This window comes from Tindallia californiensis (assembly GCF_900107405.1).
Lineage (GTDB): Bacteria > Bacillota > Clostridia > Peptostreptococcales > Tindalliaceae > Tindallia > Tindallia californiensis.
In genome coordinates this window covers 165959-191189 of record NZ_FNPV01000004.1, presented here as the reverse complement: position 1 = coordinate 191189, position 25231 = coordinate 165959, and the positions used below count along the sequence as shown (strand labels likewise).

Below are 25231 nucleotides of genomic sequence, written 5' to 3'. Positions count from 1 at the left end.
AATTTACCTTATTCCTTCTACTGAGTCAATTGATAATTATCTATCTCAGCATTCATACGGTTCCTTGAACGTACACAAAATACTCCTCCACACGATTTACGGCCTTGCTACCGCTCTTAATTAGGAGGAGTTATTGACTCTTTTTTTCTATTTTTTACTAACCAAAGCTTTTATGGCTTTTGCATAAATTAAGGTCATTTTTATTAGATCATTAATCTCAATGCATTCATTTTTTTGATGTGCCAGTTCTTCCTGTCCAGGAAATAAAGCGCCGAAGGCCACTGCTTTCGGAAGAGCTCTTGCATAGGTTCCGCCTCCAATGGTAATGGGCTGACTTTTAATGTCTCCCGTTTCAGCTCTATACACTTCCATTAATTGTGTAACCAGTTCATCTTCTACAGGAACATATAAAGGGTCAATATTTTCCTCGATCTCTAATTGAACCCCAGTTGCCTTTAATTCTTTTTTAACGCCTTCGAAAACACATTCTGCCTTTACGGTAATCGGAGATCGAGTGTTAACGCTAAGCGTTACCTGGTGTTGATTCATCTCTATTTTACCCACATTAAAGACAAGTTTTCCTGAAAGATCATCTTCAAAGCCACAGCCTATTGACTGACCATTTACTTCTACTCCTATTTTTTCTTCATAAAAAGTAACAAATTTTTTCAATGATTCATTCAAACCAGGGCATTGTGCCAAAAATAAAAGCAAGTGAGAAATAGCATTTTCGCCTTTTTCCGGCCTGCTTCCATGGGCTGATATCCCTTTAGCCTTAATAACCATGTTTTCACCTGCAGGCTCTAGTTCTAAATCATATCCTGTTTTTTTAATGAACTCTTCTAAATCGTTCCCTAGCATTTGCTTAATATTTTCAGCCATTGATAGTTCGACTTCACATCGGTCAGCTACCATATTCGACGCATTTCCGCCTTTGATGCGGACAAGTTGTATTGGCTGCTCATCCTGCTGGATGGTATATAGTAAATTAAATATTTGTATCCCTTTTTCTCCATGAATCACTGGAAAAGAGGCATCCGGGCTAAATCCAAGGTCCGGTTTCGGATAGTGTTGAAAATAATATTCCAAATCTTTCCAGCCAGACTCTTCATCCGTACCAAAAATGATTCTTATTTTTCTCTTAGTCTCCACTCCCATTTCTTTTATCGCTTTTAATGCATATAAAGAAGCTACGGCTGGTCCTTTATTATCGATAGCACCTCTTCCGTAAATCTTATTTTCATGGATTTCTCCTCCAAAAGGTGGATGCACCCAGTCTTCACCTTCCGGAACAACATCTAAATGGACTAGTATCCCTACGGTTTCTTCCCCATCTCCATAGTCTACATGTCCTGCATAGCCATCCACATTTTCTGTCTTAAAGCCAATATTCTCTGCTTCTTGTAACATGTACTCTAATGCCTGATTAACACCTTCACCGAAGGGTTTTCCCGGCATTTCTGCAGACTTAACACTTTTAATTCTGATGAGATCACATACCGTTTGGACGATTTTTTCACGATCATTTGCAATTATTGTTGCTGCATCTTTCATCCTCTTCCCTCCAGTTCGTTCTATGTTTATACAGTAAGCCACTATATCTATTAGTATAGTGGCTTACGCTTACAAAAATCATTACAATATCATTTCATTTTAAATAATTTTCTACCATCACCATTTTAATATTTGCAAAAACTGTTGCGGATAACTTCCTTCCAGCTTTAGAATCATCAAATGACCTTGTCGAGTCCCGTTAAATCCGGAAGGTTGATCTTTTTCAAGGTAAACATGAAGATGATATGGTCTGGTCATAACAGAACGAGCCTGGTATGCTTCAGATGAAGTCCCATAATACTGAAAAACAACTAATCCGTAAGTTTCACCCGGTATCCAAAACGAAGCCTGTTGATCTTCCGCTCTCATCTCCAATTGTTTTTTTAGCTCTGCTAAGCTTTGCTCTGACAAGTTTTGATATCTTTTTTCCAGCTCTTCATTTAACCAGTTTTCCAGAAGATTTTGTCGAGTGTCCTGATAGATTACCTGAAAATCTTCTTGATATCTGGCCAGATACCTCTCGTATTTATCAATTTCATTGCGCACTAAATGTATCTCTTGCTGCATCTTGCTAATTTCCCATTGCTGCCATACCATCAATGCCATTAAAATCATAATCACCAAAAAAGCAATAAGGGCAGGTAATTTTCTTTTTTTACTCATGAATCAACCTCCCTGTACAGATAAATCATCAAAAACAAAAATTCTCTTCAGTGATACCATTTTACCATATTGTTTAAAGCAAAAGAAAGCCCGATTACCAGGGCTTTTTCGTTTTTCACTACCTTCCTTGATGGCGATACATCAGTTCTTCAGAAACATCGTCCAGAGTAATTTGTTTTTCCTGCATCAGTACCATCATATGATAAATCAGGTCGCTTATTTCTCCGATTAAATCAGCACTATGTTCATTTTTAGAAGCAATAATCACTTCTGACGCTTCTTCTCCTACTTTTTTCAATATTTTATCCAGACCGTTGTCAAACAGATAGTTGGTATAGGATCCTTCTTTAGGGTTTTCCCGACGCTCTTTTATGATCCCTTCCAGAATTCTAAGCACTTGTTGTTGTCCACTTCCTCTGTCTGATTCCACAAGTTCTCGATAAAAGCAGCTTTTTTCTCCTGTATGACAGGCAACCCCAATCTGCTCTACTTGTAACAGCAGCGTATCTCCATCACAGTCATAACGTATTCCTTTGACAATTTGTTGATTCCCAGAAGATTCTCCCTTATTCCATAAGCGCTTACGCCTACGACTATAAAACCATGTCGTCCCGGTTTCCAGAGTTTTTTCCAGTGATTCTCGGTTCATATAGGCCATCATAAGCACTTCGCCGCTAGAAGCTTCCTGAATAATTGCTGGGATTAATCCATCTTCATCAAAATATAAATCTGTTATTTCTGATAAATCCTCCTTTGTTCCCTGCCTGTCACTGCACATGATTGACTGATCCTCCTTATCGAATTGCAAGTCCTTTTCCTTTAAGATACCTCTTCAACTGAGAGATGTCAATCTCTCCAAAATGAAAAAGTGAAGCTGCCAACGCGGCATCTGCCTTTCCTTCTGTAAATGCTTTGTAGAAATCTTCCATGGATCCTGCCCCACCAGATGCGATGACAGGAATATTAACAGCTTCGCTTATCTGTGCGGTTATTTCCAAGTCGTAGCCAGATTTTGTGCCATCCTGATTCATACTGGTAAGCAGTATTTCTCCGGCACCTTTTTTTTCAGACTCTACTGCCCACTGTATTGCTTCTTTCCCTGTATTTTCCCGACCGCCTCGTGCATAAACGTAGTAGATTCCATGCTCATCTTTTTTTACATCAATGGCAATAACAACCGCTTGATTTCCAAAACGATCTGCGCAGCGGCTAATTAATTCCGGCTCTTTTACAGCCGCTGAATTAATTGATACTTTGTCAGCCCCAGCCTTTAGCACCTTTCTAAAATCATCGACAGATCTGATTCCACCACCTACCGTTAGCGGTATAAAAACTTGCTCAGCCGTTTGACTAACAATATCAAGAATTATATTCCGATCTTCATTTGATGCCGTAATATCTAAAAAAACAAGCTCATCGGCTCCTTGCCGATCATATTCAGCAGCTATTTCTACCGGATCTCCGGCATCTACCAGGTTCACAAAATTAACACCCTTTACAACCCTGCCTTGGTTAACATCCAGGCAGGGGATGATTCTTTTTGTTATCATAACGCCGCCCCTCCTGCTTCTTCCAATGTCATGGCGCCTTCATAAAGCGCCTTACCAACAATAGCACCATCAACACCCAGTTCTTTTAGCTGCAAAAGATCTTCCTTCGAAGATACGCCTCCAGAAGCAATGATTTCTATTTCAACGGTTTCCCTTAGTCTTTTCAATGCTTCGAAATTAGGACCCTGCAACATTCCGTCTCGCCCTATATCTGTATATACTAAGGTTTTCAGTCCCAGATTCTGGAGTTTTCCAGCAAACTCCAATGCATCCACATTCTCAACTTTGACCCAGCCCTCTACCGCCACTTTTCCATCCTTTGCATCTACAGATACCACGATCTTTTCACCATATTTTTTCAATAGCCTTTTCAGCATTGTTTCATCTGATAAGGCTTTTGTTCCAAGAATGCATCGCCATACGCCCATATCTATCAATCTTTTAACATCAGCTTCTTCTCTTATTCCACCGCCTATCTGAACAGGAATATTCACGCAATCAATAATTTCTTTCATGGCTTCTATATTTCCTGCTTTCCCGCCAAAGGCACCATCAAGGTCGATGACATGGAGTTGTCCTGCTCCTTTGCTTTTCCAATCAAGAGCCACTTTCCAGGGATTATGATAGTAAATCGTTTCTTCCTCCTTCATCCCTTGCGTTAATCTTACACACTTTCCATTTTTAATATCGATCGCCGGATAAATCAGCATTTACTCAACTCCCCAAAATTTTTAATGATCTGCAACCCTTTTTTACTGCTTTTTTCCGGATGAAACTGTACCCCCACAATATTTTCTTTTTGAATCATCGCTGGGATTTCAATATTATAATCTGTCTCTGCCAGAATATATTCTTTTGGCACATCTGCTGCATAGTAAGAATGCACAAAATATACATAGGTGTTCTCTTCGATATGGTTCAATATTGGATTTTTTTGATGAATGTCCAGCCGATTCCATCCCATATGTGGAATTTTAACACCTTTCGGAATTCGTTGTATTGTTCCCGGTATGAAACCAAGCCCGTTACATTCACCACCTTCATATCCTTTATCAAAAAAAACTTGCATCCCTAAACAAATACCCATCACCAATTTACCGCTAGTTACTTCCTTTTCAATCAACGTCACTAACCCTTTTTCTTCCAATTGGTGCATTGCATCAGGAAAAGCTCCCACGCCGGGAAGGACAAGGGCCTCAGCATCTCTTATTTTCCATGCCTTGTCTGTTATCTCAGCTTCAAAGCCCATTCGATGAAAGGCTTTTTCGACACTTTTCAAATTTCCCATTTCATAATCTATAATAGCAATCATACCTACACCTCCAATGATAGTAGCTGACCCAAGGGTATCATTTAGCGGTAGATACTTAGGCAGATACTTAGTGTATTAAAGAGGAAGTTTTAGTAGTCGTCAGATAAACTTCCTTTCGTCGAAAGAGGACCATTAATTCGCTGATCCACTACCGTAGCTTCATCCATGGCACGGCCAAAGGCTTTGAAAATGGTTTCTATGATGTGATGGTCATTTTCTCCATAAAGAGTGGTAATATGTAAGGTTATTCCAGCATGTTGTGCCACTGCTCTAAAGAACTCCCGTACCAGTTGAACTTCAAAGTTTCCTGTACGATCTGCCTGAAAGGCAACATCAAAATGTAAATATGGTCTCCCGCTTAAATCCAAAGTGACTCTGGATAGTGCTTCATCCATTGGTGTATGAACACAGGCATACCTTACCACATTGGTTTTATCCTTCAAGGCTTCCCTAATAGCTTGTCCCAACACAATTCCGATGTCTTCCACCGTATGATGATTATCAACGTGAAGATCCCCTTCTGCCTGTACTCTTAAGTCCATTCGTCCATGCTTTGCTATCTGTTCAAGCATATGGTCAAAAAAACCAATTCCTGAATGAATCTCTTTTTCACCTGTTCCATCCATGTTAATGAGTATGGTTACTTTTGTTTCCGCTGTATGCCTGCTTACCTCTCCTATGCGACTTTTCATTTCGGCAGCCCCTTTACCCATAGTATGCGTCTATTACCTGTTGCAATTTCCGATTCTCCACTTCAGTTCCTACCGTCACCCTTAGACTGTTTGCCAATATCCCTTCTTTGCCATATCCACGAACACTAATCTCATTTTCTTGCAACTTTTCTATCAAACCTTCTGCATGAACGGTTTTCAGTAAAATAAAGTTTGTATAGGAGGGAAATACTTTTAAGGTTTTATCTTTCCCTTGTTGTTTTAACTGCGAAAAAAAGGTTTCCAGATATTGTCGCCATTTTACTGTATTAACCAGTGATTCTTTTACTTCTGACATCATATCTAAACATACCAATCCGGCTGCCTGATCTAAACAACTCATATGATAAGGTGGTTTCACGCGAGAAACCGCATCAATCATTGTTTGTGACGCTAATGCATAGCCCACCCTTGCTCCAGCCAGTCCATATGCCTTTGAAAGGGTTCTTAAAACAATAAGATTCTGATGCTCTGCAATGCGATTCGCCAGGGTTTTTCCATAAAATTCATAATAAGCTTCATCAGCAACGATCACAACATCTTCCGGTATCTCTTCCAGTAATTTATTTAACAAATAGTCTTCAATAACTCCACCCGTTGGATTGTTAGGATTTGTGATAAACACCAATTTAGGTTTTTCCTCGAGAATTGATTTTAGAAAGATTTCTGGCTGAAATTGAAGCTCTTCATCTAAAGGAATTTCAATCAGTTTTCCACCCACCATCATGGTGTTAATCCCATACATTCCAAAGGTTGGATTCATGGTAGTAACACGGTCTTCCGAACCGACAAAAGCTTGTACCAACCAAGCAATAATTTGATCAGAGCCAACCCCGGTCAAAACATTTTCTTCTTTTATTCCATGAACAGCTGCCAACTTCTGCCTTAATTCCAAACAATTTGTATCTGGATATTGATGCAATGGAATGTTCTTTATTTTCTCGGCCAATCTTTCCTGAAAACAACCAGCCAGCCAATTGTTTTCATTAGCATCCAGTTTAATCGCTGGAACTTCTGCTATTACCTGGTATGGTTCTAATTTCTGAATGTTTTTCCGAAGTAATTGTTTTATATTTACTTTTTTTCTTTTTTCCATTTTATGAAAACTCCTTTCCGGAATTTCATCACAACATTACCGTCTTCTTATACGAATGGCTTGCCCATGAGCTTGAAGTCCTTCCTCTTCAGCCATTAGAATCACATCATCAGCTACCTTTTCCATAGCTTCCCGAGTATAAGATATAATACTGCTTTTTTTCACGAAATCCTCCACTGAAAGAGGTGAATAGAAGCGGGCGGTTCCTTCCGTTGGTAATACATGATTAGGGCCCGCTATATAATCACCAAGCGGTTCTGGTGAATAATGGCCCATAAAAATCGCACCTGCATGTTTTATTTTTTCCAATAATTCAAATGGTTTCTCTACACAAAGTTCTAAATGTTCTGGGGCTAATCGGTTTGAAATTGAAACTGCTTTTTCCAGTGAATCAACCACCCAGATGCCACCATAGTTTTCCATGGATTTTCTTGCAATAGCCTGTCGTTCCAGCTTTTTAAGTTGTCTTTCTAGTTGTTTAAGCACTTTTTCTGCCACTAGTCTATTGGTGGTGATACAAATGGCCGACGACAATTCGTCATGCTCTGCCTGCGAAAGCAAGTCAGCGGCTACATAGGCTGGATCAGCGTTTTCATCGGCAATCACCAATATTTCACTTGGACCTGCTATCATATCGATATCTACCTGCCCATAAACCATTTTTTTTGCCGTTGCCACATATTGATTGCCCGGACCAGTAATTTTATCTACTTTCGGAAGCGTTGCTGTTCCAAAAGCCATGGCTCCAATCGCCTGAGCACCTCCAATTTTATATATTTCATCAACTCCTGCTATAAAAGCAGCCGCTAAAATAACAGGATTTACTTTACCTTCTTGATCCGGTGGCGTTGTCATAACGATTCTTTCTACTCCAGCCACTTTTGCTGGTACGGCATTCATCAGCACGGATGAAGGGTACGCCGCCGTACCACCAGGAACATAAATCCCAACACATTCTAAAGGCGTTACCTTTTGTCCCAAGGTGACGCCAGTTTCGGGATTCTCAAACCAGGAAAGCTGACGTTGACGCTCATGAAACCGGCTGATTTTTTCTTGCGCTCGTCGAATCGCTTTTAGATACGCCTTATCTACTTTGTTCACAGCTTTCTCTATTTCTTCAGAGCTTACTTTCATGGTTTCTTCTGTTAAATGAGCTTTATCAAAGGTTGCCGTCATTTCTAACACAGCTGAATTTCCCTTTTTCTTAACTTCTTCCAACAATTCCCGAACCTTGACCTCTATTTCTCTATTGGTTGCTTGCTGTCTTTTCTGGAGGGCCTCCAAATAAGTTTCTCCTTCCGAATCTTTCCAGTCGACGATTCTCATCATTGTTCCCTCCTTATTCTCACTTGTTTTTCTAACAAATCAATCAATGCGTTTACTTCTATTCTTCTTGTTTTATAGCTTACCTTATTCACAATCAGTCGGGCACTAATATGAACAATCTCTTCCAAAACGATTAATCCATTGGCTTTCAATGTATTTCCAGTTTCAACAATATCAACAATCACATCCGAAAGACCCATCAGCGGAGCTAACTCCACCGACCCCTGCTGTTCAATAATTTCTACCGACTGACCCTTTCTTTCAAAATGTTCTCTCGCAATCTTCGGATATTTACTTGCTATTCTTAGTAGCTTTTTGTTATCAGGACAAAGGGATGTTTCCCCTGCCACCGCCATTCGACAGGCGCCAAAGCCTAAATCAGCCACTTCATATACAGGCTTTGGTTTTTCGAGTAAAACATCTTTCCCAACCACCCCTAAATCGGCTACTCCGTGTTCTACATAGGTGGCAACATCGCTGCCCTTCAACAATATGATCTCCAATGGATATCCAGGAATATCCAGAATCAATTTGCGCTGAGGATTTTTAATTGTTTCCATATTAAGGCCCGCTTTTTCAAGAAGTTGAACCGTGTCTTTTTCCAAACGCCCTTTGGTAAGGGCCAATCTTATTTTTCCCTGCATCTTATCCACTTCCTTATCTGTTCTCTATTCTCCCTTATCTATTCTCCGAGTTTTCATGGATAGAAATATTTTCTATCTGACCATCTACATGAATGCGGACCAATTCATCTACCTGGCGACGTTCCATATATTCCCGAATTTCCTCATGATCTTTCAGCATACAAAATTCGACAATATTACCACCCTGTCGTAAAGCATCTACCGCTTCTTTAACAGCTCCTGCTCTGTACTGACTATCCAAGATAAGAATATGTTTTCGACGGGGCACATCTACATTTCCTTGTATTTTAAGAGCCTTTGTCAGTTTATTAACAACAATAGCAAAGCCGGTAGCTGTACAGTCCATGCCAAATTTCCCCAACAATTTATCATATCGACCTCCACTAAGAATAACCGCCCCTAAATCTTTCGTAAACCCTTTGAAAGTAATCCCTGTATAATATTCCAGTTGGCTTACCATTCCTAAATCTATCCCCAAACATTCGCCTAAACCATATTTCTGAACCATTTCAATAGTTCTTTGAAGTTCTTCTAAGGCTTCTTCCATTTCTTTTGTTAAATAGTATTTCTTTGCTTCTGACAAAACCTCCTGCGGGGTTCCAAACATGCGAGGAAGCCTTATTAAAAGCTGTGCCATTTCCTGGTCTATACCATACATTTCTGTCATTTCTTTAATACCTATAATATTTTTTTCTTCCAGCAATCGAAGCAATTGATGCTTTAGCTCTTTATCTAGTTGAAGAGAATCAAAGATAGCACCTAGGAATTTCATATGCCCTAATTCTACGGTTAAATTTTCTAACCCCATGGATTTTAGAGACTCGATGGCTGTGACAAGTATTTCGGCATCTCCTTTAACAGAGGAAACCCCAAACAGTTCAACACCCGCCTGTCTAAATTCCCGTTTCTGATCTGATTGTTCTTTATCAATTCGATACACATTTTCTACATAGCATAGCTTTAATGGATAAACAAAATTTTTCATTTTAGTTGCAACCATCCTAGCGATCGGAATCGTACAGTCTGGCCGCATCACCAAAATTTTTCCGTTGGTATCAATCATCTTAAACATATTGTCTCCGTCCGCTAACATAGGCGGTTTTGTAAATAAGTCATAGTACTCCAAGGTCGGACTGCTAACTTCCATATAGCCCCATTGGTTAAAGGTTTCCATTAAATGATCTTCCATTTTTCTTCGCAACAAACAATCATCTATCAATAAGTCCTGCACACCTTGTGGCAAGAAAACTTTTCTTTTATCCACCAGTCACATCCCCTTTCACGCTTTAGTGCGCTAAATCGTTAAACTGTTTTTCGACATGTTCCTATTCTAAATTCTTTCATGACTCCTGTCAAGCGACCAGCTGAGTCTTTGTATAAAAAAAACGCTTAAAAAGCGCTTTTTCAATATTCCTGCTTTGCTTTAAATACTACCCAGCGGCTAAGAATATAGTTTAATATCACTACCACAATGTTCATTAGCAGTTTGCTAAGAAAAGGATCTTGCCTCAAGGCTTCCACTAATAACAACAATCCGGCTATATCAACAAAATACGTAAATATACGAGCACTAAAGAAACTGACAAGTTCTTTCCATACATTTTTTACGCCTTTTGTCTGACTCCCAAAAACCCAGGTTTTATTCGTATAGTATGCGGTCAGTACAGCGATAACAAATGCAATCGTAGCACTCACCGTATAATGAAGCCCCACTTCAAGAAAGATCCTGAAAACGACCAAATTCACCACTGTTGTTATAACACCGAAAATAATGTATAAGCTGTAATGCCGGATTTTTTCCTCTAAAGACATTCTTTTTCCTCCTGAATGCTTAGTCGGCTTCCATATCGATTTTGCCAAAAGTCTTTTGCTCCCAGTCTCTTGGTCCTGTGCGAGCCTTCCTTGCAGGTATTTCTTCATCTATAATGTATAGTGGTCGATTTCTTACTTCATCATAAACCCGAAGTAAATATTCACCCAGTATTCCCATCGCCAGTAACTGTATGCCTATAAGAATCCCTAAAACACTATGCCAGCCATTATAAAACAGCAAGGAGGCATCTCCCAAAAGCAATAGAATCAACCATATAAAAAACATCATTTTTGATATTCCTGTAATCACCAAACCACTATTACGGATCCATTCTACAGGCTTGCCGGAAAAAGCTAAAATTCCATCGGCTGCCAGCTTCAGCATCTTATGTAATGGATATTTACTTTCTCCTGCAAATCGTTCTTTTCGTTCATAGAGCAAGGCTTTTTGTTTAAATCCTATCCAGCTCACCATTCCACGAATAAAACGACTTCGTTCTGGCATATTTTTAAAGACATCTACTACTTTTCGATCTATTAAACGAAAATCGCCTGTATCCATAGGTATGACCACTTCTGTCATCTTGTTAAGAATACGGTAAAAGCCTTTCGCTGTAGCCAGCTTGAACCAGGTTTCTCCTTCTCGCTTCTGCCGCTGTCCATAAACAACATGGTAGCCTTCTTTCCACTGAGCAACCATATCCGGAATTAGTTCTGGAGGGTCTTGCATATCAGCATCAATAACAACAACAGCATCTCCGGTAGCACGATGAATACCTGCTGTTACAGCAATCTGGTGACCAAAGTTTCTGGCAAAGTTGATTACTCTCAGGCAATCGTCTTCTTTCGCTAAGGCTTTAATAATAGACAACGTATCATCCATGCTGCCATCATTCACAAAAATCAGTTCATGCCTAAATTCTTCCTGGTATTGTTCCATCACTGCCTTAAGACGCTGATAGCAAGTTTCTGCTACTTCACTTTCATTATACATAGGAACAACAATCGAGATATGCGGTTTTTTCATTGCAAAAACTCCCTTTCCAGCTAATCATATCATTTTTGCTTCAAAGACGGTATTTTTTCTATCTTTAATGGTCCTACTGCTAATAGAATAAACAAAGGAATAAGGCTGTGATGGTAACGAGACTGAACTTCTATTAACGTGTGCATCGCAATAAATCCAAAAAAAAGGATTCCTATCAAATCAGCAGGAGTAGCCTGGAACTTCTTTATTTCTTTTCGTGCATTCAGCAAAATCAACCAAAAAAGACTTAAATAAAAAACTTGGGATGCTATTTGAAGTTCTTGTCGATATTCTTCTGCCCAGAGGCTGACCGCTGTCACTCTGTCTGTTCCCAACAATCCCCAGTAAAGACCATATTCCGAAACAGCCCATTGAATAGAAAATTTTTGTTCAGCCAGCAAAAGAAACTCGGTATAGTCTTCCTGTATTCTTTCCATTCCTCGATCCCAAGCTTCTTGATGTATCCTGTCAAAATCGTATTGAAATTCCTCTATTATTTCCCAATCTTCCGCATTCCACATTCCTTGAAAATCTTTATTGGTACCTACATAAAGATTAAAACCAGCACCGGTTTTTCCCAGTGGTACTTGTACCTGTGGCTCATAGATCCGATTTAAACCCTGCAAAGTCCCCCAAAATATAAATACAATGACTACCAATAAGGAAGCTCTTCGAAAAAGTACTTTTCGGTCACAACATCCTGGCCTTCCCTCTGTTTCATTTGTCAAAACAGATCCTTTTGATGCAGGAGCAATTAGTAAGTATAGAAAAAAAGCCGGAAATAACAAAGAAGCAACAGGCCTTACAATATGTGCCATTGTCAGCATTACTCCTGTAGCAATCGCCCATCCAAAGGATTTTCCGCTAGGCTCTCCTTTAACCATATAACAAAACAGCAACAAGACGAACAGTAACTGCATCGTAAATAGATGTTCGGCGGCTAATACGGATATGTAAAATATCTGGCCCGGCCATAAAGCAACCATGATTGCCGCTATTCTTCCTGCCTTAGGTGAAAACATCACCTTACCCAGCTGATATACTAGCAGAATGGTCAGCAGTGTGCAAATAAGGTTAAACCAACGAGCAATCGCCACTTCTGTTCCAAAAAAGCGAAATACATAGGAAAGAATCAGTGGATACCCAGTCAGATGAGGAAATACGCCTCGAATGTCAGCGATTGCTTCTGGATTGCCATTAACGATCGATATAGCATAATGATAGTATCTGGCAAAATCCCACATAGGTGTTGTCTCTACTAGTCTTATCCATAGATAACGAGGAACAAAAGCAAGGCCTGTGACAGCTGCCGGAAAAACAAAAGGCTTTTGCAACCATGTAAATCTTTCTATAATGGCTGACACCCCTATCCATAAACCAGCCAGCAGCAATGAATATATTAATAAAAAGGTGGCGGGATATTTTAGTACTTCCGGACCTCGTTGAAAAACCCCCAACATAATAATCAACAAGGCAAAAAGACCGCACCCCCCTTGAATAAGAGGGTGCAGCGGCCATTTTGAAACCCAGCCTTTGATTTGTTCAAAATACTCTGCTTTTACATTCATTTTGATAGCCTTTCTCTTTATCGTGTCATCACTCTTTAGAGTTCTTTTGTAAATTCTTTAAGGTACTGCTTAAAGGGTTCTTTTAAGTCTTCTCTTTTGAGCGCAAATTCTACCGTCGCCTGTAAAAAACCCATTTTATCGCCTACATCGTATCGTTTCCCTTCAAAGATATAAGCATACATCGCTTCTTGGCGAGCTAAGGTTTTTAACGCATCCGTCAGCTGAATCTCGCCTCCCTTTCCAGGTTTTGTATGTTCCAGAATGCTAAAAATGCTAGGGCTAATAATATACCGTCCCAATATAGCGATATTCGTAGGAGCTTCTTCTATCGCTGGTTTTTCTATCAAATCTTTCACTTTATAAACATTATCTTCAATGCTTTTTCCATTCACGATTCCATATTTGTCCACCTCTGATCTCGGGACTTCCTGAACTCCAAGAATCGTTGTTTTGTATTCATTGTAAACAGAAGTCATCTGTTGAAGACAGGGCGTTTTAGCATCCACAATATCGTCACCTAGCATCACCGCAAAAGGTTCGTTGCCGATAAAGCTTTTGGCACAATAAATAGCATGTCCCAGGCCTTTCGGTTCTTTTTGACGGATATAGTGGATATTCACCATATCCGAAATATTTTTTACAATTTGAAGCAGGTCATCTTTTCCTTTTTTTTCTAACTCCAGCTCCAGCTCAATGGACTTATCAAAGTGGTCTTCAATCGACTGCTTATTTCTTCCTGTTATAATCAAAATTTCTTCAATACCTGAATCTACAGCCTCTTCTATTATATATTGTAATGTTGGCTTATCAACAATTGGCAACATTTCCTTAGGCTGAGCCTTTGTTGCAGGCAAAAATCTTGTTCCAAGACCTGCGGCTGGAATAATCGCTTTATTCACTTTCATTCCGTTTCATCTCCTTTGGGATGTTAGGGTATTCCCTTATTCCATTGGATATTGTACCATTTTTACCTGTTTAATACTACCGCTTTGATGGAATTAATAAGCTAAGCACAGCCATCAATCTGTATCAGGGTGTATGCTTTCTAAAAAAACAAATAAAAAAATCTTGACAGAGAGAAAGAGAAGAGGTAAAATATTCCCCATTAAACCTACCAAATTACTAGGTATTAAGGAGGAGTTCTCATGATTGTCCATACCGTTAGTGAGTTAGTCGGCAAAACACCAATAGTCAAGCTTAGCCGCAAGGGTCGAGAAAACATGGCAACTATTTTTGTAAAGCTGGAATTTCAAAATCCTGGTGGTTCTGTAAAAGACCGAATCGCCCTAAGCATGATCGAAGCACTTGAAGAGGAAAAAAAAATCACAGAAAACACCCTGCTCGTCGAACCAACCAGCGGAAACACAGGCATTGGTCTTGCAATGATCGCCGCTGCTAAAGGCTATCAACTAACCCTTGTTATGCCTGATACCATGACTATTGAACGAAGAAAAATTTTAAAGGCTTACGGAGCTGATCTTGTTCTTACAGAAGGTTCTAAGGGAATGAAGGGAGCTATTGAAAAAGCAAATGAAATAGTCAGCACCCATGCTAATGCAATCATCCCTGGACAGTTTATCAATCCAGCCAATCCAGCTGTTCATTATAAAACTACAGGTCCTGAAATCTGGAATGATCTTAACGGACAAGTCGATGCGTTTATTGCCGGCGTAGGAACAGGTGGTACCATTACAGGTGCTGGCCGCTATTTAAGAGAAAAAAACCCTTCTATTCAACTAGTTGCTGTTGAACCTTCTGATTCACCGGTTTTGTCTGGTGGAGAACCTGGTCCTCATAAAATCCAAGGAATCGGAGCTGGTTTTGTTCCTGAAATTATGGATACTCGCTTACTTAGCCGTATCGTTCAGATTACCACGGAAGAAGCAATAGAAACAGCTCGAAAAGTCGCCCGCGAAGAAGGCTTGTTGCTGGGAATTTCTTCAGGAGCTGCCATTGCTGCGGCCTTCAAAATAGCTAAAAATATGGACCCTAATCAACATCTAGTTGTCATGACAGCCAGCAATGGTGAACGCTATTTAAGCACTCCGCTTTATGATATTGATTAACTGGCTCACCAAGGCTGTAAATTAATAGGCAATTTTTTTCCAATGAAGATTTCTTCAGGGGTAACCAGTGAATCATAGGCTAACACCTCGACCCCTTTAGATTGAGCTTTGCATACTGCCTCCGCAAAGGCCGGATCCATTTTCCAGTTTAATTTGAAAAGATCCGGTTTTTGCATTTTAATCAGAAAAAATATCACCCCTCTATACCCTTCTGCAACGGCACCTTCCAATTCCTTTACGTGTTTCACACCTCTCTCGGTAGGTGCATCCGGAAATGCCGAAACCCCACTATTTTCCAATGTAACCCCTTTTACTTCAATGAAAATCTTTTCTTTTTCTCTTTCCATAAAAATATCAAAACGTGACTTTCCATAAGTAACTTCTCTCTTTAGTAAAGAAAAATTCAAAAATCCATCTATCTTATTATTTTCAAGTGCTTCAGCTATAACAGTATTAGGAGCTTGGGAATCAATGTTAACAAGCACATCATCCTTGTATACACTAATCACAGAATATCCAGTTTTTCTACCCGGCACTTCTCTTTTATCCTCTAAGTAGACTTTAACCCCTGGTATCAGCAACTCTCGACACCGGGAGGTGTTCTTTATATGTACAACTTCTTCTCTGCCATCAATCAATACGTGAGCAATAAAACGGTTCGGTCTTTTGATAAATTCACCTTTAACTACTTTTTCATACCGCACTCCTAATCATCTCCTTTTCTCTTCAATTATCATTATTTCATGCCTCTTTCCCGTTTGATTATGCTTTCTTTTTCTCAAACAACTTATCATTCTACCAAATTTTTGTAAAACATATGGATTTTTTGTCAGAAATATCGTAAAATATAGAGGTATCTGAATAGTTTACCTTTACACAATCTCAAAGGAGGCATTACTCATGCATAGGACTAGCATCCGAAAAAAAATACTTCTAGGTTTTTTTACCATCACTTTGATTTTAATTGCTTTAGGCGGTTTTAGTTTTATGCAGCTTAGTGCCATCCAGGACGAACTCAGGGATTTATTAGAGGAGCAAATGGATCTTTATCGAATTAATAACGAATTAGCATTCACCATAGCTGAAAGAAGTTCTCACATAAGCAACTTTGTCTTGACCGGTGATGAATTTTATCTCAATCAATTTATTCGTGTTTCAAGTACCAGCGACTCTCTAGAGCGTGAACTATTAGAAATTTCAGGCACTCCGGAAGATGAAAAGTTTGTCGAAAGAAGTCAGGCCTGGCGACGGATTGCCACCGCCGAAGTTGTGCCAATGTATAATACAGGAAGGTATGATGATGCCATCGAAGTGATTACTAACCGTATGGGGCCAGAGGGTAATACGTTGATGATTTACGCCCGTAATATGGCAAATGAACGACAAGAAAATGTTCAATTCATTGGCGCTGAGGTAGTCAATACCCAGGAGGAAATTCGCAAAATGGTCATTGCTTCCATTGGATTTGCTATTATTGTCTCTATTATCCTTGCTTTTGTCATTTCCAACAGTATCATTCGCCCTCTAAAAAAATTAGTCGATTTAGTTCATATAGTTGCTCAAGGTGATCTGACTCAGCAAGTTGAAGTAAAGAGCACTGATGAAATTGGTCACTTGGCAAAAGCTATTAATCAAATGGTCGATAATCTTAAAGGTCTTATTAAATCCAGCAGTTCTATATCAGGCCAGGTTGCCAGCACCAGCGAAAGATTAGCAGCCTCTTCAGAAGAAGCGGCTGCCACCTCACAAGAAGTTTCACGAACTATTGAAGAAGTCTCCAGAGCTACCGAAGAACAATCCTCTGCTGTTGAAACCAGTAATCAAAACCTGGAGCAAATTGCCGAAAATATGCTCCAGGTTTCTGAAAGCATTGAACAGGTACAAAACGCTTCTACTCACACACAAGATTCAGCTAAAAATGGTCGAAAAGCATCAAGAGAAGCGGTATCAAAAATGAATGAAATTCTTTCTTCCTCTAAAGAAACCATGGTAGTTGTCAAAGAACTTGATCAAGCTTCCACGGAAATAGTTAACATTGTTGAAAGTATTCATTCGATTTCTGGGCAAACAAATTTATTAGCCTTAAACGCAGCTATTGAAGCAGCCCGTGCAGGAGAAGCCGGCCGTGGATTTGCCGTAGTAGCCGAAGAAATAAGAAAATTAGCAGAAGAAACTTCCCAGTCCTCCAGTCGTATCGCAAAGATTATAGAAAGGATCCAATCACAAATCAAAGGTGCCGTTTTTTCGATGGAAAATAACAGCCTGCAAGTAGAAGATGGAACTGAAATGGTTCATAGTGCCAGCAGTCTTTTTGAAAGTATCTCTGACGAAGTATCCACCATTTCAGAGGGAATTAATCATGTCACTCTATTGGTACAAAAAGTTACAAACAACAGCCAGGAAGTAGTCAACAGCTTTCAAAACATGTCGGCTATATCAGAAGAAACAGCTGCCTCTTCACAAGAGGTTTCTGCTAGCGCACAACAACAAAACTCTGTTGTTGATGAAATAGCGGATTCAGCTAGCAGTCTTGCGGCTTTAGCCAATGACCTTCAAAATGCAATTTCTATTTTTAAGGTCTAACATTAACTGCAATTACCCTTGTTACCGACATTTCACCACTAAAAATCATTGAAATGATTACCCGCTCCATTATGCTACTTTTACCCTTATCATGAATGAGAGAAAGCCCCATACTCACTCTTGATAAGGGTATTTTATCGTTGATTTTATCATTTCCTGTGATAGGATAAAAGTACGGGGGTGTTTTTTTTGGCTATTCTTAAAAATGACTGGAGTCAGATATTAGAAAGCGAATTTGAGAAAGACTACTATGCGCAGCTTAGAAATTTCTTAAAGAATGAATATCAACATCATTCTGTTTATCCGGCGGCTGCAAATATTTTTAATGCATTGCATTATACCAGTTATCAGCAAACTAAAGTTGTTATCCTGGGACAAGATCCTTATCATGGCAAAGGACAAGCTCATGGATTATCTTTTTCGGTTCAAAAGGATATTCCGGCGCCACCTTCTCTTGTCAATATATTTAAGGAGTTAAAGGATGACTTGGAATGTCCTGTCCCAAGTCATGGATGCTTGACTTCTTGGGCAAAACAGGGTGTTCTTCTCCTTAACACTGTTTTAACAGTTCGCCAGGGTGAGCCGGCTTCCCATCGTGGAAAAGGGTGGGAACGATTTACAGACCAAGTGATCAAAGCCCTTAACAACTCTGAAAACCCGATTGTTTTTATGCTTTGGGGAAAACAGGCGTCTGAAAAAGCCAGCATGATTTCTAACCCTAATCACTTAATTTTATATGCGCCTCATCCCAGCCCACTTTCTGCCTATCGCGGATTTTTAGGCTGTCGCCACTTTTCCAAGGCAAATGCTTATTTAGTCAGTCAGAGAATTGAGCCTATCGACTGGCGTTTAGAAGTTTTTGAATAAATCTTCATTTTGAATCAAGACAAGATCCATCTATTTCCTCTTTTGAAAAAAGTTTGATATAATGAAAGTCGACAGACCATTGCTTTAGATTAAGAACAGGAGGGATTTATATGAGCAACGCATCAATTGATTGGAGTCAACTGGGATTTAGCTACATGAAAACACCTTATCGCTATGTTTCTATGTGGAAAGATGGAAAATGGGATAAAGGTAAGCTAACAGAAGATAACAGGCTTGCCATAAGCGAAGCATCTTCCGCTCTGCATTATGGCCAGCAATGCTTCGAAGGCTTAAAAGCATATCGGACAAAAAGTGGTCAAATACAGTTGTTTCGACCGGATCAAAACGCAAAACGCATGCAGAAAAGTTGTCAAAGAATCTTAATGCCTGAAGTATCGGAAGAGCAGTTTATCGATGCTTGCAAAGAAGTGGTGAAAGCAAATTCAGATTACGTTCCTCCTTACGGAACTGGAGCAACCCTTTATTTAAGACCTTTTGTCATTGGTGTTGGTGACAATCTTGGTGTAAAACCTGCACCGGAATATATTTTCTGTGTTTTTTGCTTACCTGTAGGTCCATATTTCAAGGGTGGTCTGGCACCAGTAAACTTTACTGTTTCTGATTATGATCGAGCAGCTCCCTTTGGTACTGGCGCTGCAAAAGTGGGTGGTAATTATGCGGCAAGCATGCAACCCCATGCAGAAGCTGTCAAAAAAGGATTTGCTGATTGTATTTATTTAGATCCAAAAACACATAGTAAGATTGAAGAAGTCGGCGCCGCTAACTTTTTTGGTATTACAAAAGATAATGTATTTGTTACACCAGACTCTCCTTCTATTTTGCCAAGCATCACAAAGTATTCCTTACTCTACTTAGCTGAACATTATTTGAACTTAAAAGCTGAAGAGCGTGATGTTTATGTAGACAGGCTAGATGAGTTTGCCGAAGCCGGTGCTTGTGGAACAGCCGCTGTGATCACACCAATTGGTGGTATTGATTACAAGGATAGTCTTCATGTCTTTTATAGTGAAACAGAGGTTGGTCCCATTACCAAAAAATTATATGAAACCCTTTGTGGCATTCAATTTGGTGATATCGAAGGGCCTGAAGGATGGATTTGTCCAGTAAAGTAAGTCTTTCTATAAAGTTGCTTCCTCATAGGATGCATTACGCTGTCACAGGTTATTACGTCATTAAAAACAGCAGGTTTTTCAAACCTGCTGTTTTTCTATAGACAGCATTTCATTCCCTTTGCTGATATACTGTTTCATCTCATCTTCCGGTACCATAGCACCACCAGTTGCCCAAACAATATGAGTAGCCTGCTTCATGAAAGGGTCATACCCTCCTAGTCGGACAGCTCGATGCACAACCGCATCTTTTGCATATCGGAAAGGTCCTGGCATTCCTGCCAATGCTGATGGTTCCAGTTGGATTCCCTCCGTTTTTGAAAGCATGGCAAGCATCTTGAATAAGAGGGCGTCATCTACTGTAAAGACCCCATCCAGTAACTCCTCCATCATCTGACACACCAGCCCTGAGGGTCTGGATACAGCTAATCCGTCAGCTTCCGTCTGGCTATCAATGCCAAAATCTGTTGCTGAAACTTTTTCCTTAAGTCCCGTTAACATTCCTAATAGTACAGCTGGTGCTTGCGTAGGTTCAGCAAAGTAACAATGAACCCTGTCGCCATAAATCTGCTTTAAGCCAAAAGCAATACCACCCGGACCGCCACCAACCCCACACGGCAAATAGACAAATAGTGGATTACTCTCGTCAACGATTATTTTCTTGTCCTCTAATTGCTTTTTCAAACGTAATGCAGCCACCGCATAGCCGAGAAAAAGATCTTTTGAGTTTTCATCATCAATAAAATAATTTCGTTGATCTTGCTGGGCTTGTCTCCTTCCTTCCTCTACAGCTTTTCCAAAATCTGAATCATATTCTCTGACTTTTACTCCATGTTGTCGCAATTTCTCTTTTTTCCATTTTCTTGCATCTCGCGACATATGTACAGTCACCCTAAATCCCAGTTTAGCTCCCATAATCCCGATACTTAAACCTAAATTGCCTGTAGAACCCACAGAAATTGAGTATTGTGAGAAAAAGTTTCTCAAAGGTTGGGAATCAAGTACTCTATAATCAGAATTATGAAATAAAAGACCTTCCTTCATCGCAAGTCTTTCAGCATGCTTCAGCACTTCATAAATACCGCCTCTGGCTTTAATAGATCCAGAAATAGGTAGTTGGTGATCCATTTTTAAGTATAAATCTCCAGCAAGAGGGTGTTTCAGCCTTTTTTCCATGGCATTCTTCATTTTTGGAATTTCCTGCAAAGAAGATTCAATGATGCCACTAGATGCTTTTACTTCATCAAATACTTGTGCCAGATAGGGCGCAAAACGTTCCAAACGGTTGGATGCATCCATGATATCTTCTGTAGTCAGCGGAAGTTTATCTAATGCATGACTTGCATTTTTACATTTAGGATTTATCCAGAAGAAAGGTTCTTTCTTTAAGATTTTTTTAATCTCTGGATATTTCCGCTTCCACTCATTCACAAAGTCACACTGAGTCAAAATAGATTCACCCCTTATTTGTTAGGTTGATAAAGCCACCTCTGTTTCTTTCACTAACTCATCCATTAATTCCTGAACGCTTACAATTTTATTGATGCGATAGGCATTTTTTCCTGCAAATATCAGACCTTCCCTGACAGATCCTGTTACTGACCGAATTAAAGCTTCTGTGATACAATAAGGTGTCGTAGCCGGATTACATGGTTTGAGACAGTTGGTGCATTTAGTAACCGGAATGGACCCTTTATCAAGTCTGTTCACAAATTCGTTGATAATGGCTCTTCCTGGCATCCCTACAGGGCTTTTAACCAATCCTATTTCTTCTTTCTGAGAGTTGATATAGGCTTGCTTAAACTCATCATCAGCGTCACATTCCTGAGTAGCTACAAACCGTGTGGCCATCTGAACACCTGCTGCTCCTATTTTCAAGTAGTCTGCTATATCATTTCCATCGAACACACCTCCAGCGGCAATCACTGGGATTTTCTTTCGATATTTTTCCTCATACTGCTTTAATGCAGTCATAACATCCTTCACCATTTCATCCAGTCTAAAAGAATGATTTCCTTTCAACTGTTCTTCTGAAAAACCAAGATGTCCACCGGCATCAGGTCCTTCGACAATCACTAGATCCGGTAGTACCTGGTATTTTCGATCCCACATTTTAGCAATTAATGCTGCTGCCTTTCCGGAAGATACGATGGGTGCTATTTTTGTGCCAGATCCTTTAACCAATGCGGGAAGTTCAGAGGGCAATCCAGCACCGGAAATAATTAAATTTATTTTTTCTTCAACGGCCGCCTGCACCATTTCTCTATAGTTTTGAACCGCTACCATGATATTGACTCCCAAAAAACCATCTGGGCTAAGCTCTTTTGCTTTTCGAATATGTTTTCTAAGGCCACGTACATTCGCTTCATCGTTATTAGTATAAAAGTCTTCTTCTTCGTATCCAATTTGAACGCCTGCCATCACCCCTATGCCACCGGCATTCGCTACGGCCGCCGCCAGTCTCGACAGGGATACGCCTATCCCCATGCCACCTTGTAAGATAGGAATTTTTACTGTTTCATCCCCTATTTGTAAGGAAGGTATACTCATTTCATCGTCTCCTTGATTATTATTTATAGTCTCATTGTACCAAATTCGACGTTAATTGCAAATCTGTTTTCATCGTAATCTGCTTTCTAAAAAAAGAAGCACTGCCTTAGTTCTCAGACAGTGCTTCCTTTTTGTTTTTTCATATTCTTAGGCTATTAAGCACTGGTAGCTTCTGATTTTTCAGCCTCTTTCTTTTCCTTATACTTAAGATATAGAAAAGCCAGTCCTATAATAGCGATACCGCCAATATTGGTTGTATTTCCCGGAACAATAAGCATTAAACCGCCTGTTGATAAAATAATACGCATCTCACCGTTTATTTTCGTATTCATAAAACCACTTACGCCAGAGGCAATGGCATACATTCCTATGAGCGCTGTAGCTAAAGACATGATCAGGGCAGCTGGTGTCCAGTCCACTAGCACTAGCATCGGGTGAGTCGCAAAGATATACGGTACTAAGTAGGCAGCAAAGGCCAGTTTGGAAGCTTGAACTCCTGTTTTGAACGGGTTAGAACCTGCAATTCCCGATCCCGCAAAAGCTGCTAAAGCTACCGGAGGTGTGATATCAGCAATAATACCAAAGTAGAACACGAACAAATGTGCTGCTATAACCGGGATTCCCAATTCTACCAAAACAGGAGCTGCAATTGTAGCCTGAACAATATAATTGGCTGTCGTTGGCATTCCCATCCCCAGAATAATAGAAGCAAACATTGTAAAGAGCATTGCTAAGTAAACGTTTCCACCTGACAGAATCAGAATACCCGTAGAAAACTTAACTCCCAAACCTGTAAGGGTTACAATCCCTACAATAATTCCAGCCGTTGCACAGGCCATTACTACAGGAAGCGCTGACCGTGCTCCTTCATCAAGACCTTCTATGATTTCGATAGGTTTCAATCGAGTGTCTTTCCGGATATATGAAACTAAAATTGCCGACACAATAGCAAATAACGCGGCACGCATTGGTGTATATCCACCAACCAGTAAGTACATAATAACAAAGATTGGTAATGCCAAGAACCACTTTTCTTTCAGTAGCTTAAATGGATTTGGCAGTTCCGCACGGGTTAGTCCTCTTAACCCGGTTTTCTTAGCTTCCAAGTGAACCATCATAAATACACCAGTAAAATATAGAGCTGCTGGAATCGCTGCTGAAAGAGCAATCGTAATGTACGGTAAATTTGTAAATTCCGTCATAATAAAGGCAGCCGCACCCATAACTGGAGGCATTAACTGTCCACCTGTAGAAGCCGCCGCTTCTGTAGCCGCTGCAAACTCAGGTCGGTATCCAATACTCTTCATCAAAGGTATTGTAACTGATCCAGTCCCAACCGTGTTAGCTACGGAACTTCCAGAAATAGTACCTTGTGTAGCCGATGCAATAACAGCTGCTTTGGCAGGTCCACCCGTAAGTCCACCGGCAACACCCATCGCAAGCGCTGTCAGCCAGTCACCAATCCCTGTCTTTTTAAGGAATGTTGCGAAAATTAAAAACAAGAAAATGAACGTAGATGATACTCCGATGGGAATACCTAAAATCGCTTCTGTAGACATCCACATATACGTTGCAATTCTAGGGATTGCATACCCTCTATGTGACATAAACCCTGGGAAACTATGTCCAATAAAAGCATAAATCAAAAAGAAAGATGCAACGCATACCAGTACTGGTCCGGCAATTCTTCTTGTAGCTTCCAACACTAGTAACACAGCAACAACCGATACAATCACATCCATTTGTGTATAAGCACCGGCACGATGAATAATATCACGATAATTAAGTAAATGGTATAATGCAACATAAGCTCCTGCAAAGGCTAATATCCAATCATAAAAGGGCACCTTATCATTGCGCAGTGAACGTTTAAATGGATACAGAACATATACCAGGAATAACGCAAAACCAACATGCTGTCCTCTTTGAATTGTCGTTGGAAAAACTCCAAATAAAGCCGTATAAAGTTGCACAAAGGCCCACACAATGGCAACTAAACTAATCGTTTTCCCAAGGATCCCTTTTAACTTTCTAGCTGTAAATTCTCTGTCATATTTTGCGGCAACTTCCGCCGCTTGCTCTTCATCAATCATTTGCTTGTCAAGAATGGATTCTCCGCTCTCCACAAAATCTTGTTTCTGAGGTTCTTGAGTATTCGCCATTTCCTGGGTTTTTTCTTCTTTGATTACTTTTTCATCTTTGTTTGACTGATCATTGCTCATCTGACTTCCCTCCTCATATAGTACTTCAATAATGAAATATTAGTTGCTTCTATCTCAACAAACCCACCTGGTGAAGCAAGTTCTCTGAGGGGTACTTCATGGTGGTCGTAGTAAAAAGTATGGTCAGCTACTTCTCTACCGATTCGCACCGGCAATTTCTTAAAAGATACATCGTAATTGTAAACGCGAAACATTCCGTCTTTTATCTCCCATTTCGTCCCACCTTCCGGCCCTGCCGGTAGGTTTGGACCATGTTCATTAAAGAACATCTCCTGAATACCTATGGTTAGTTCCGGCTGAAGGTAATAGGTTTCTATAACAGGTTGTTTTGTAACAGAATGTTTCCAGTGAATGGAAAAGGAGTTTCCCGGTTCTATTCTCACCTGATACAACAGCTGATCATCCTTTGTTGGATCAAGTATTTGAAGAACCGTTACCATCTTTACTGATGGGTATAGACAGCCAACAGATACGATTATTATCCCTATTAAAAAAAATAGTATTTTGTATTTTCTGATATAATTGATCATATATATTACTTCACTTTTTTG

At 39.9% G+C, this 25231-nt stretch carries 24 protein-coding genes; 4 read left to right on the top strand and 20 right to left on the bottom strand.

Annotation, left to right across the window (positions count from 1 at the left end):
* Positions 1 to 147: 147 nt before the first annotated feature.
* The 15 genes from pepV to galU all read right to left on the bottom strand — a co-directional run bounded on the left by pepV (position 148) and on the right by galU (position 14167).
* Positions 148 to 1554, bottom strand: coding sequence for a dipeptidase PepV (gene pepV / locus BLV55_RS06830; protein ID WP_093312718.1), 1407 nt, complete (start codon positions 1552 to 1554; stop codon positions 148 to 150).
* A gap of 117 nt (positions 1555 to 1671) precedes the next feature.
* Positions 1672 to 2217 carry a hypothetical protein gene (locus tag BLV55_RS06825; protein ID WP_093312716.1) on the bottom strand — a complete coding sequence of 182 codons (546 nt, stop codon included), beginning with the start codon at positions 2215 to 2217 and terminating at the stop codon, positions 1672 to 1674.
* Between the two features lie 118 nt (positions 2218 to 2335).
* Entirely contained in the window at positions 2336 to 2995 is a 660-nt protein-coding gene (gene hisIE, locus BLV55_RS06820) for a bifunctional phosphoribosyl-AMP cyclohydrolase/phosphoribosyl-ATP diphosphatase HisIE (protein ID WP_093312715.1), read from the bottom strand.
* Between the two features lie 16 nt (positions 2996 to 3011).
* On the bottom strand, positions 3012 to 3767 hold the full coding sequence (gene hisF, locus BLV55_RS06815) for an imidazole glycerol phosphate synthase subunit HisF (RefSeq protein WP_093312714.1): 756 nt from the start codon (positions 3765 to 3767) through the stop codon (positions 3012 to 3014).
* Positions 3764 to 4477, bottom strand: a complete 714-nt coding sequence (gene hisA, locus BLV55_RS06810; RefSeq protein WP_093312713.1) for a 1-(5-phosphoribosyl)-5-[(5-phosphoribosylamino)methylideneamino]imidazole-4-carboxamide isomerase — start codon at positions 4475 to 4477, stop codon at positions 3764 to 3766. Before hisA ends, hisF begins: the two co-directional genes overlap by 4 nt.
* Positions 4471 to 5079: an imidazole glycerol phosphate synthase subunit HisH gene (gene hisH, locus BLV55_RS06805; protein WP_093312711.1), complete on the bottom strand. Its 609-nt coding sequence runs from the start codon at positions 5077 to 5079 to the stop codon at positions 4471 to 4473. The genes hisA and hisH overlap by 7 nt, the downstream gene beginning before the upstream one ends.
* Positions 5080 to 5168: 89 nt before the next feature.
* A complete protein-coding gene (gene hisB / locus BLV55_RS06800) occupies positions 5169 to 5771 on the bottom strand; it encodes an imidazoleglycerol-phosphate dehydratase HisB (RefSeq protein WP_093312959.1) in 603 nt (200 codons plus the stop codon).
* 13 nt (positions 5772 to 5784) lie between these two features.
* Entirely contained in the window at positions 5785 to 6885 is a 1101-nt protein-coding gene (gene hisC / locus BLV55_RS06795) for a histidinol-phosphate transaminase (protein ID WP_093312709.1), read from the bottom strand.
* 36 nt (positions 6886 to 6921) lie between these two features.
* Positions 6922 to 8214, bottom strand: a complete 1293-nt coding sequence (hisD, locus tag BLV55_RS06790) for a histidinol dehydrogenase (RefSeq protein WP_093312707.1) — start codon at positions 8212 to 8214, stop codon at positions 6922 to 6924.
* Entirely contained in the window at positions 8211 to 8855 is a 645-nt protein-coding gene (gene hisG / locus BLV55_RS06785; RefSeq protein ID WP_093312705.1) for an ATP phosphoribosyltransferase, read from the bottom strand. The genes hisD and hisG overlap by 4 nt, the downstream gene beginning before the upstream one ends.
* Positions 8856 to 8889: 34 nt before the next feature.
* Complete coding sequence (gene hisZ, locus BLV55_RS06780; RefSeq protein ID WP_093312703.1) at positions 8890 to 10119, bottom strand: ATP phosphoribosyltransferase regulatory subunit; 1230 nt, start codon at positions 10117 to 10119, stop codon at positions 8890 to 8892.
* 140 nt (positions 10120 to 10259) lie between these two features.
* The gene (locus tag BLV55_RS06775) at positions 10260 to 10667 is read right to left on the bottom strand and encodes a GtrA family protein (protein WP_176968311.1); all 408 of its coding nucleotides are present in this window, start codon (positions 10665 to 10667) and stop codon (positions 10260 to 10262) included.
* 19 nt (positions 10668 to 10686) lie between these two features.
* Positions 10687 to 11694 carry a glycosyltransferase family 2 protein gene (locus BLV55_RS06770; protein ID WP_093312699.1) on the bottom strand — a complete coding sequence of 336 codons (1008 nt, stop codon included), beginning with the start codon at positions 11692 to 11694 and terminating at the stop codon, positions 10687 to 10689.
* A gap of 29 nt (positions 11695 to 11723) precedes the next feature.
* On the bottom strand, positions 11724 to 13262 hold the full coding sequence (locus BLV55_RS06765; RefSeq protein WP_093312697.1) for a glycosyltransferase family 39 protein: 1539 nt from the start codon (positions 13260 to 13262) through the stop codon (positions 11724 to 11726).
* A gap of 35 nt (positions 13263 to 13297) precedes the next feature.
* On the bottom strand, positions 13298 to 14167 hold the full coding sequence (gene galU, locus BLV55_RS06760; protein ID WP_093312695.1) for a UTP--glucose-1-phosphate uridylyltransferase GalU: 870 nt from the start codon (positions 14165 to 14167) through the stop codon (positions 13298 to 13300).
* A gap of 240 nt (positions 14168 to 14407) precedes the next feature.
* Between galU and cysK the strand changes: the two genes are divergently transcribed.
* A complete protein-coding gene (cysK, locus tag BLV55_RS06755) occupies positions 14408 to 15328 on the top strand; it encodes a cysteine synthase A (RefSeq protein ID WP_093312693.1) in 921 nt (306 codons plus the stop codon).
* Positions 15329 to 15333: 5 nt separating this feature from the next.
* Here the strand turns inward: cysK and sfsA are convergent, their stop codons facing one another.
* Positions 15334 to 16032 carry a DNA/RNA nuclease SfsA gene (sfsA, locus tag BLV55_RS06750; protein ID WP_093312691.1) on the bottom strand — a complete coding sequence of 233 codons (699 nt, stop codon included), beginning with the start codon at positions 16030 to 16032 and terminating at the stop codon, positions 15334 to 15336.
* Positions 16033 to 16228: 196 nt separating this feature from the next.
* On the opposite strand from sfsA, the gene BLV55_RS06745 reads away from it, so the two are divergent.
* From BLV55_RS06745 to BLV55_RS06735, 3 genes are all read left to right on the top strand, one after another.
* A complete protein-coding gene (locus tag BLV55_RS06745) occupies positions 16229 to 17911 on the top strand; it encodes a methyl-accepting chemotaxis protein (RefSeq protein ID WP_093312689.1) in 1683 nt (560 codons plus the stop codon).
* A gap of 189 nt (positions 17912 to 18100) precedes the next feature.
* The gene (locus BLV55_RS06740; RefSeq protein WP_093312687.1) at positions 18101 to 18778 is read left to right on the top strand and encodes a uracil-DNA glycosylase; all 678 of its coding nucleotides are present in this window, start codon (positions 18101 to 18103) and stop codon (positions 18776 to 18778) included.
* Positions 18779 to 18888: 110 nt separating this feature from the next.
* Positions 18889 to 19911, top strand: coding sequence for a branched-chain amino acid aminotransferase (locus tag BLV55_RS06735; RefSeq protein WP_093312685.1), 1023 nt, complete (start codon positions 18889 to 18891; stop codon positions 19909 to 19911).
* A 78-nt stretch (positions 19912 to 19989) separates the two neighbouring features.
* Here BLV55_RS06735 and BLV55_RS06730 read toward each other — a convergent pair whose 3' ends face one another.
* The 4 genes from BLV55_RS06730 to BLV55_RS06715 form a co-directional block, all read right to left on the bottom strand.
* Positions 19990 to 21357, bottom strand: coding sequence for a D-serine ammonia-lyase (locus tag BLV55_RS06730; protein ID WP_242870061.1), 1368 nt, complete (start codon positions 21355 to 21357; stop codon positions 19990 to 19992).
* Positions 21358 to 21378: 21 nt separating this feature from the next.
* Positions 21379 to 22458, bottom strand: coding sequence for an NAD(P)H-dependent flavin oxidoreductase (locus BLV55_RS06725; protein WP_093312683.1), 1080 nt, complete (start codon positions 22456 to 22458; stop codon positions 21379 to 21381).
* A gap of 155 nt (positions 22459 to 22613) precedes the next feature.
* On the bottom strand, positions 22614 to 24680 hold the full coding sequence (locus BLV55_RS06720; RefSeq protein WP_242870060.1) for a TRAP transporter permease: 2067 nt from the start codon (positions 24678 to 24680) through the stop codon (positions 22614 to 22616).
* Complete coding sequence (locus BLV55_RS06715; RefSeq protein WP_093312682.1) at positions 24677 to 25210, bottom strand: DUF1850 domain-containing protein; 534 nt, start codon at positions 25208 to 25210, stop codon at positions 24677 to 24679. Before BLV55_RS06715 ends, BLV55_RS06720 begins: the two co-directional genes overlap by 4 nt.
* Positions 25211 to 25231: the final 21 nt, after the last annotated feature.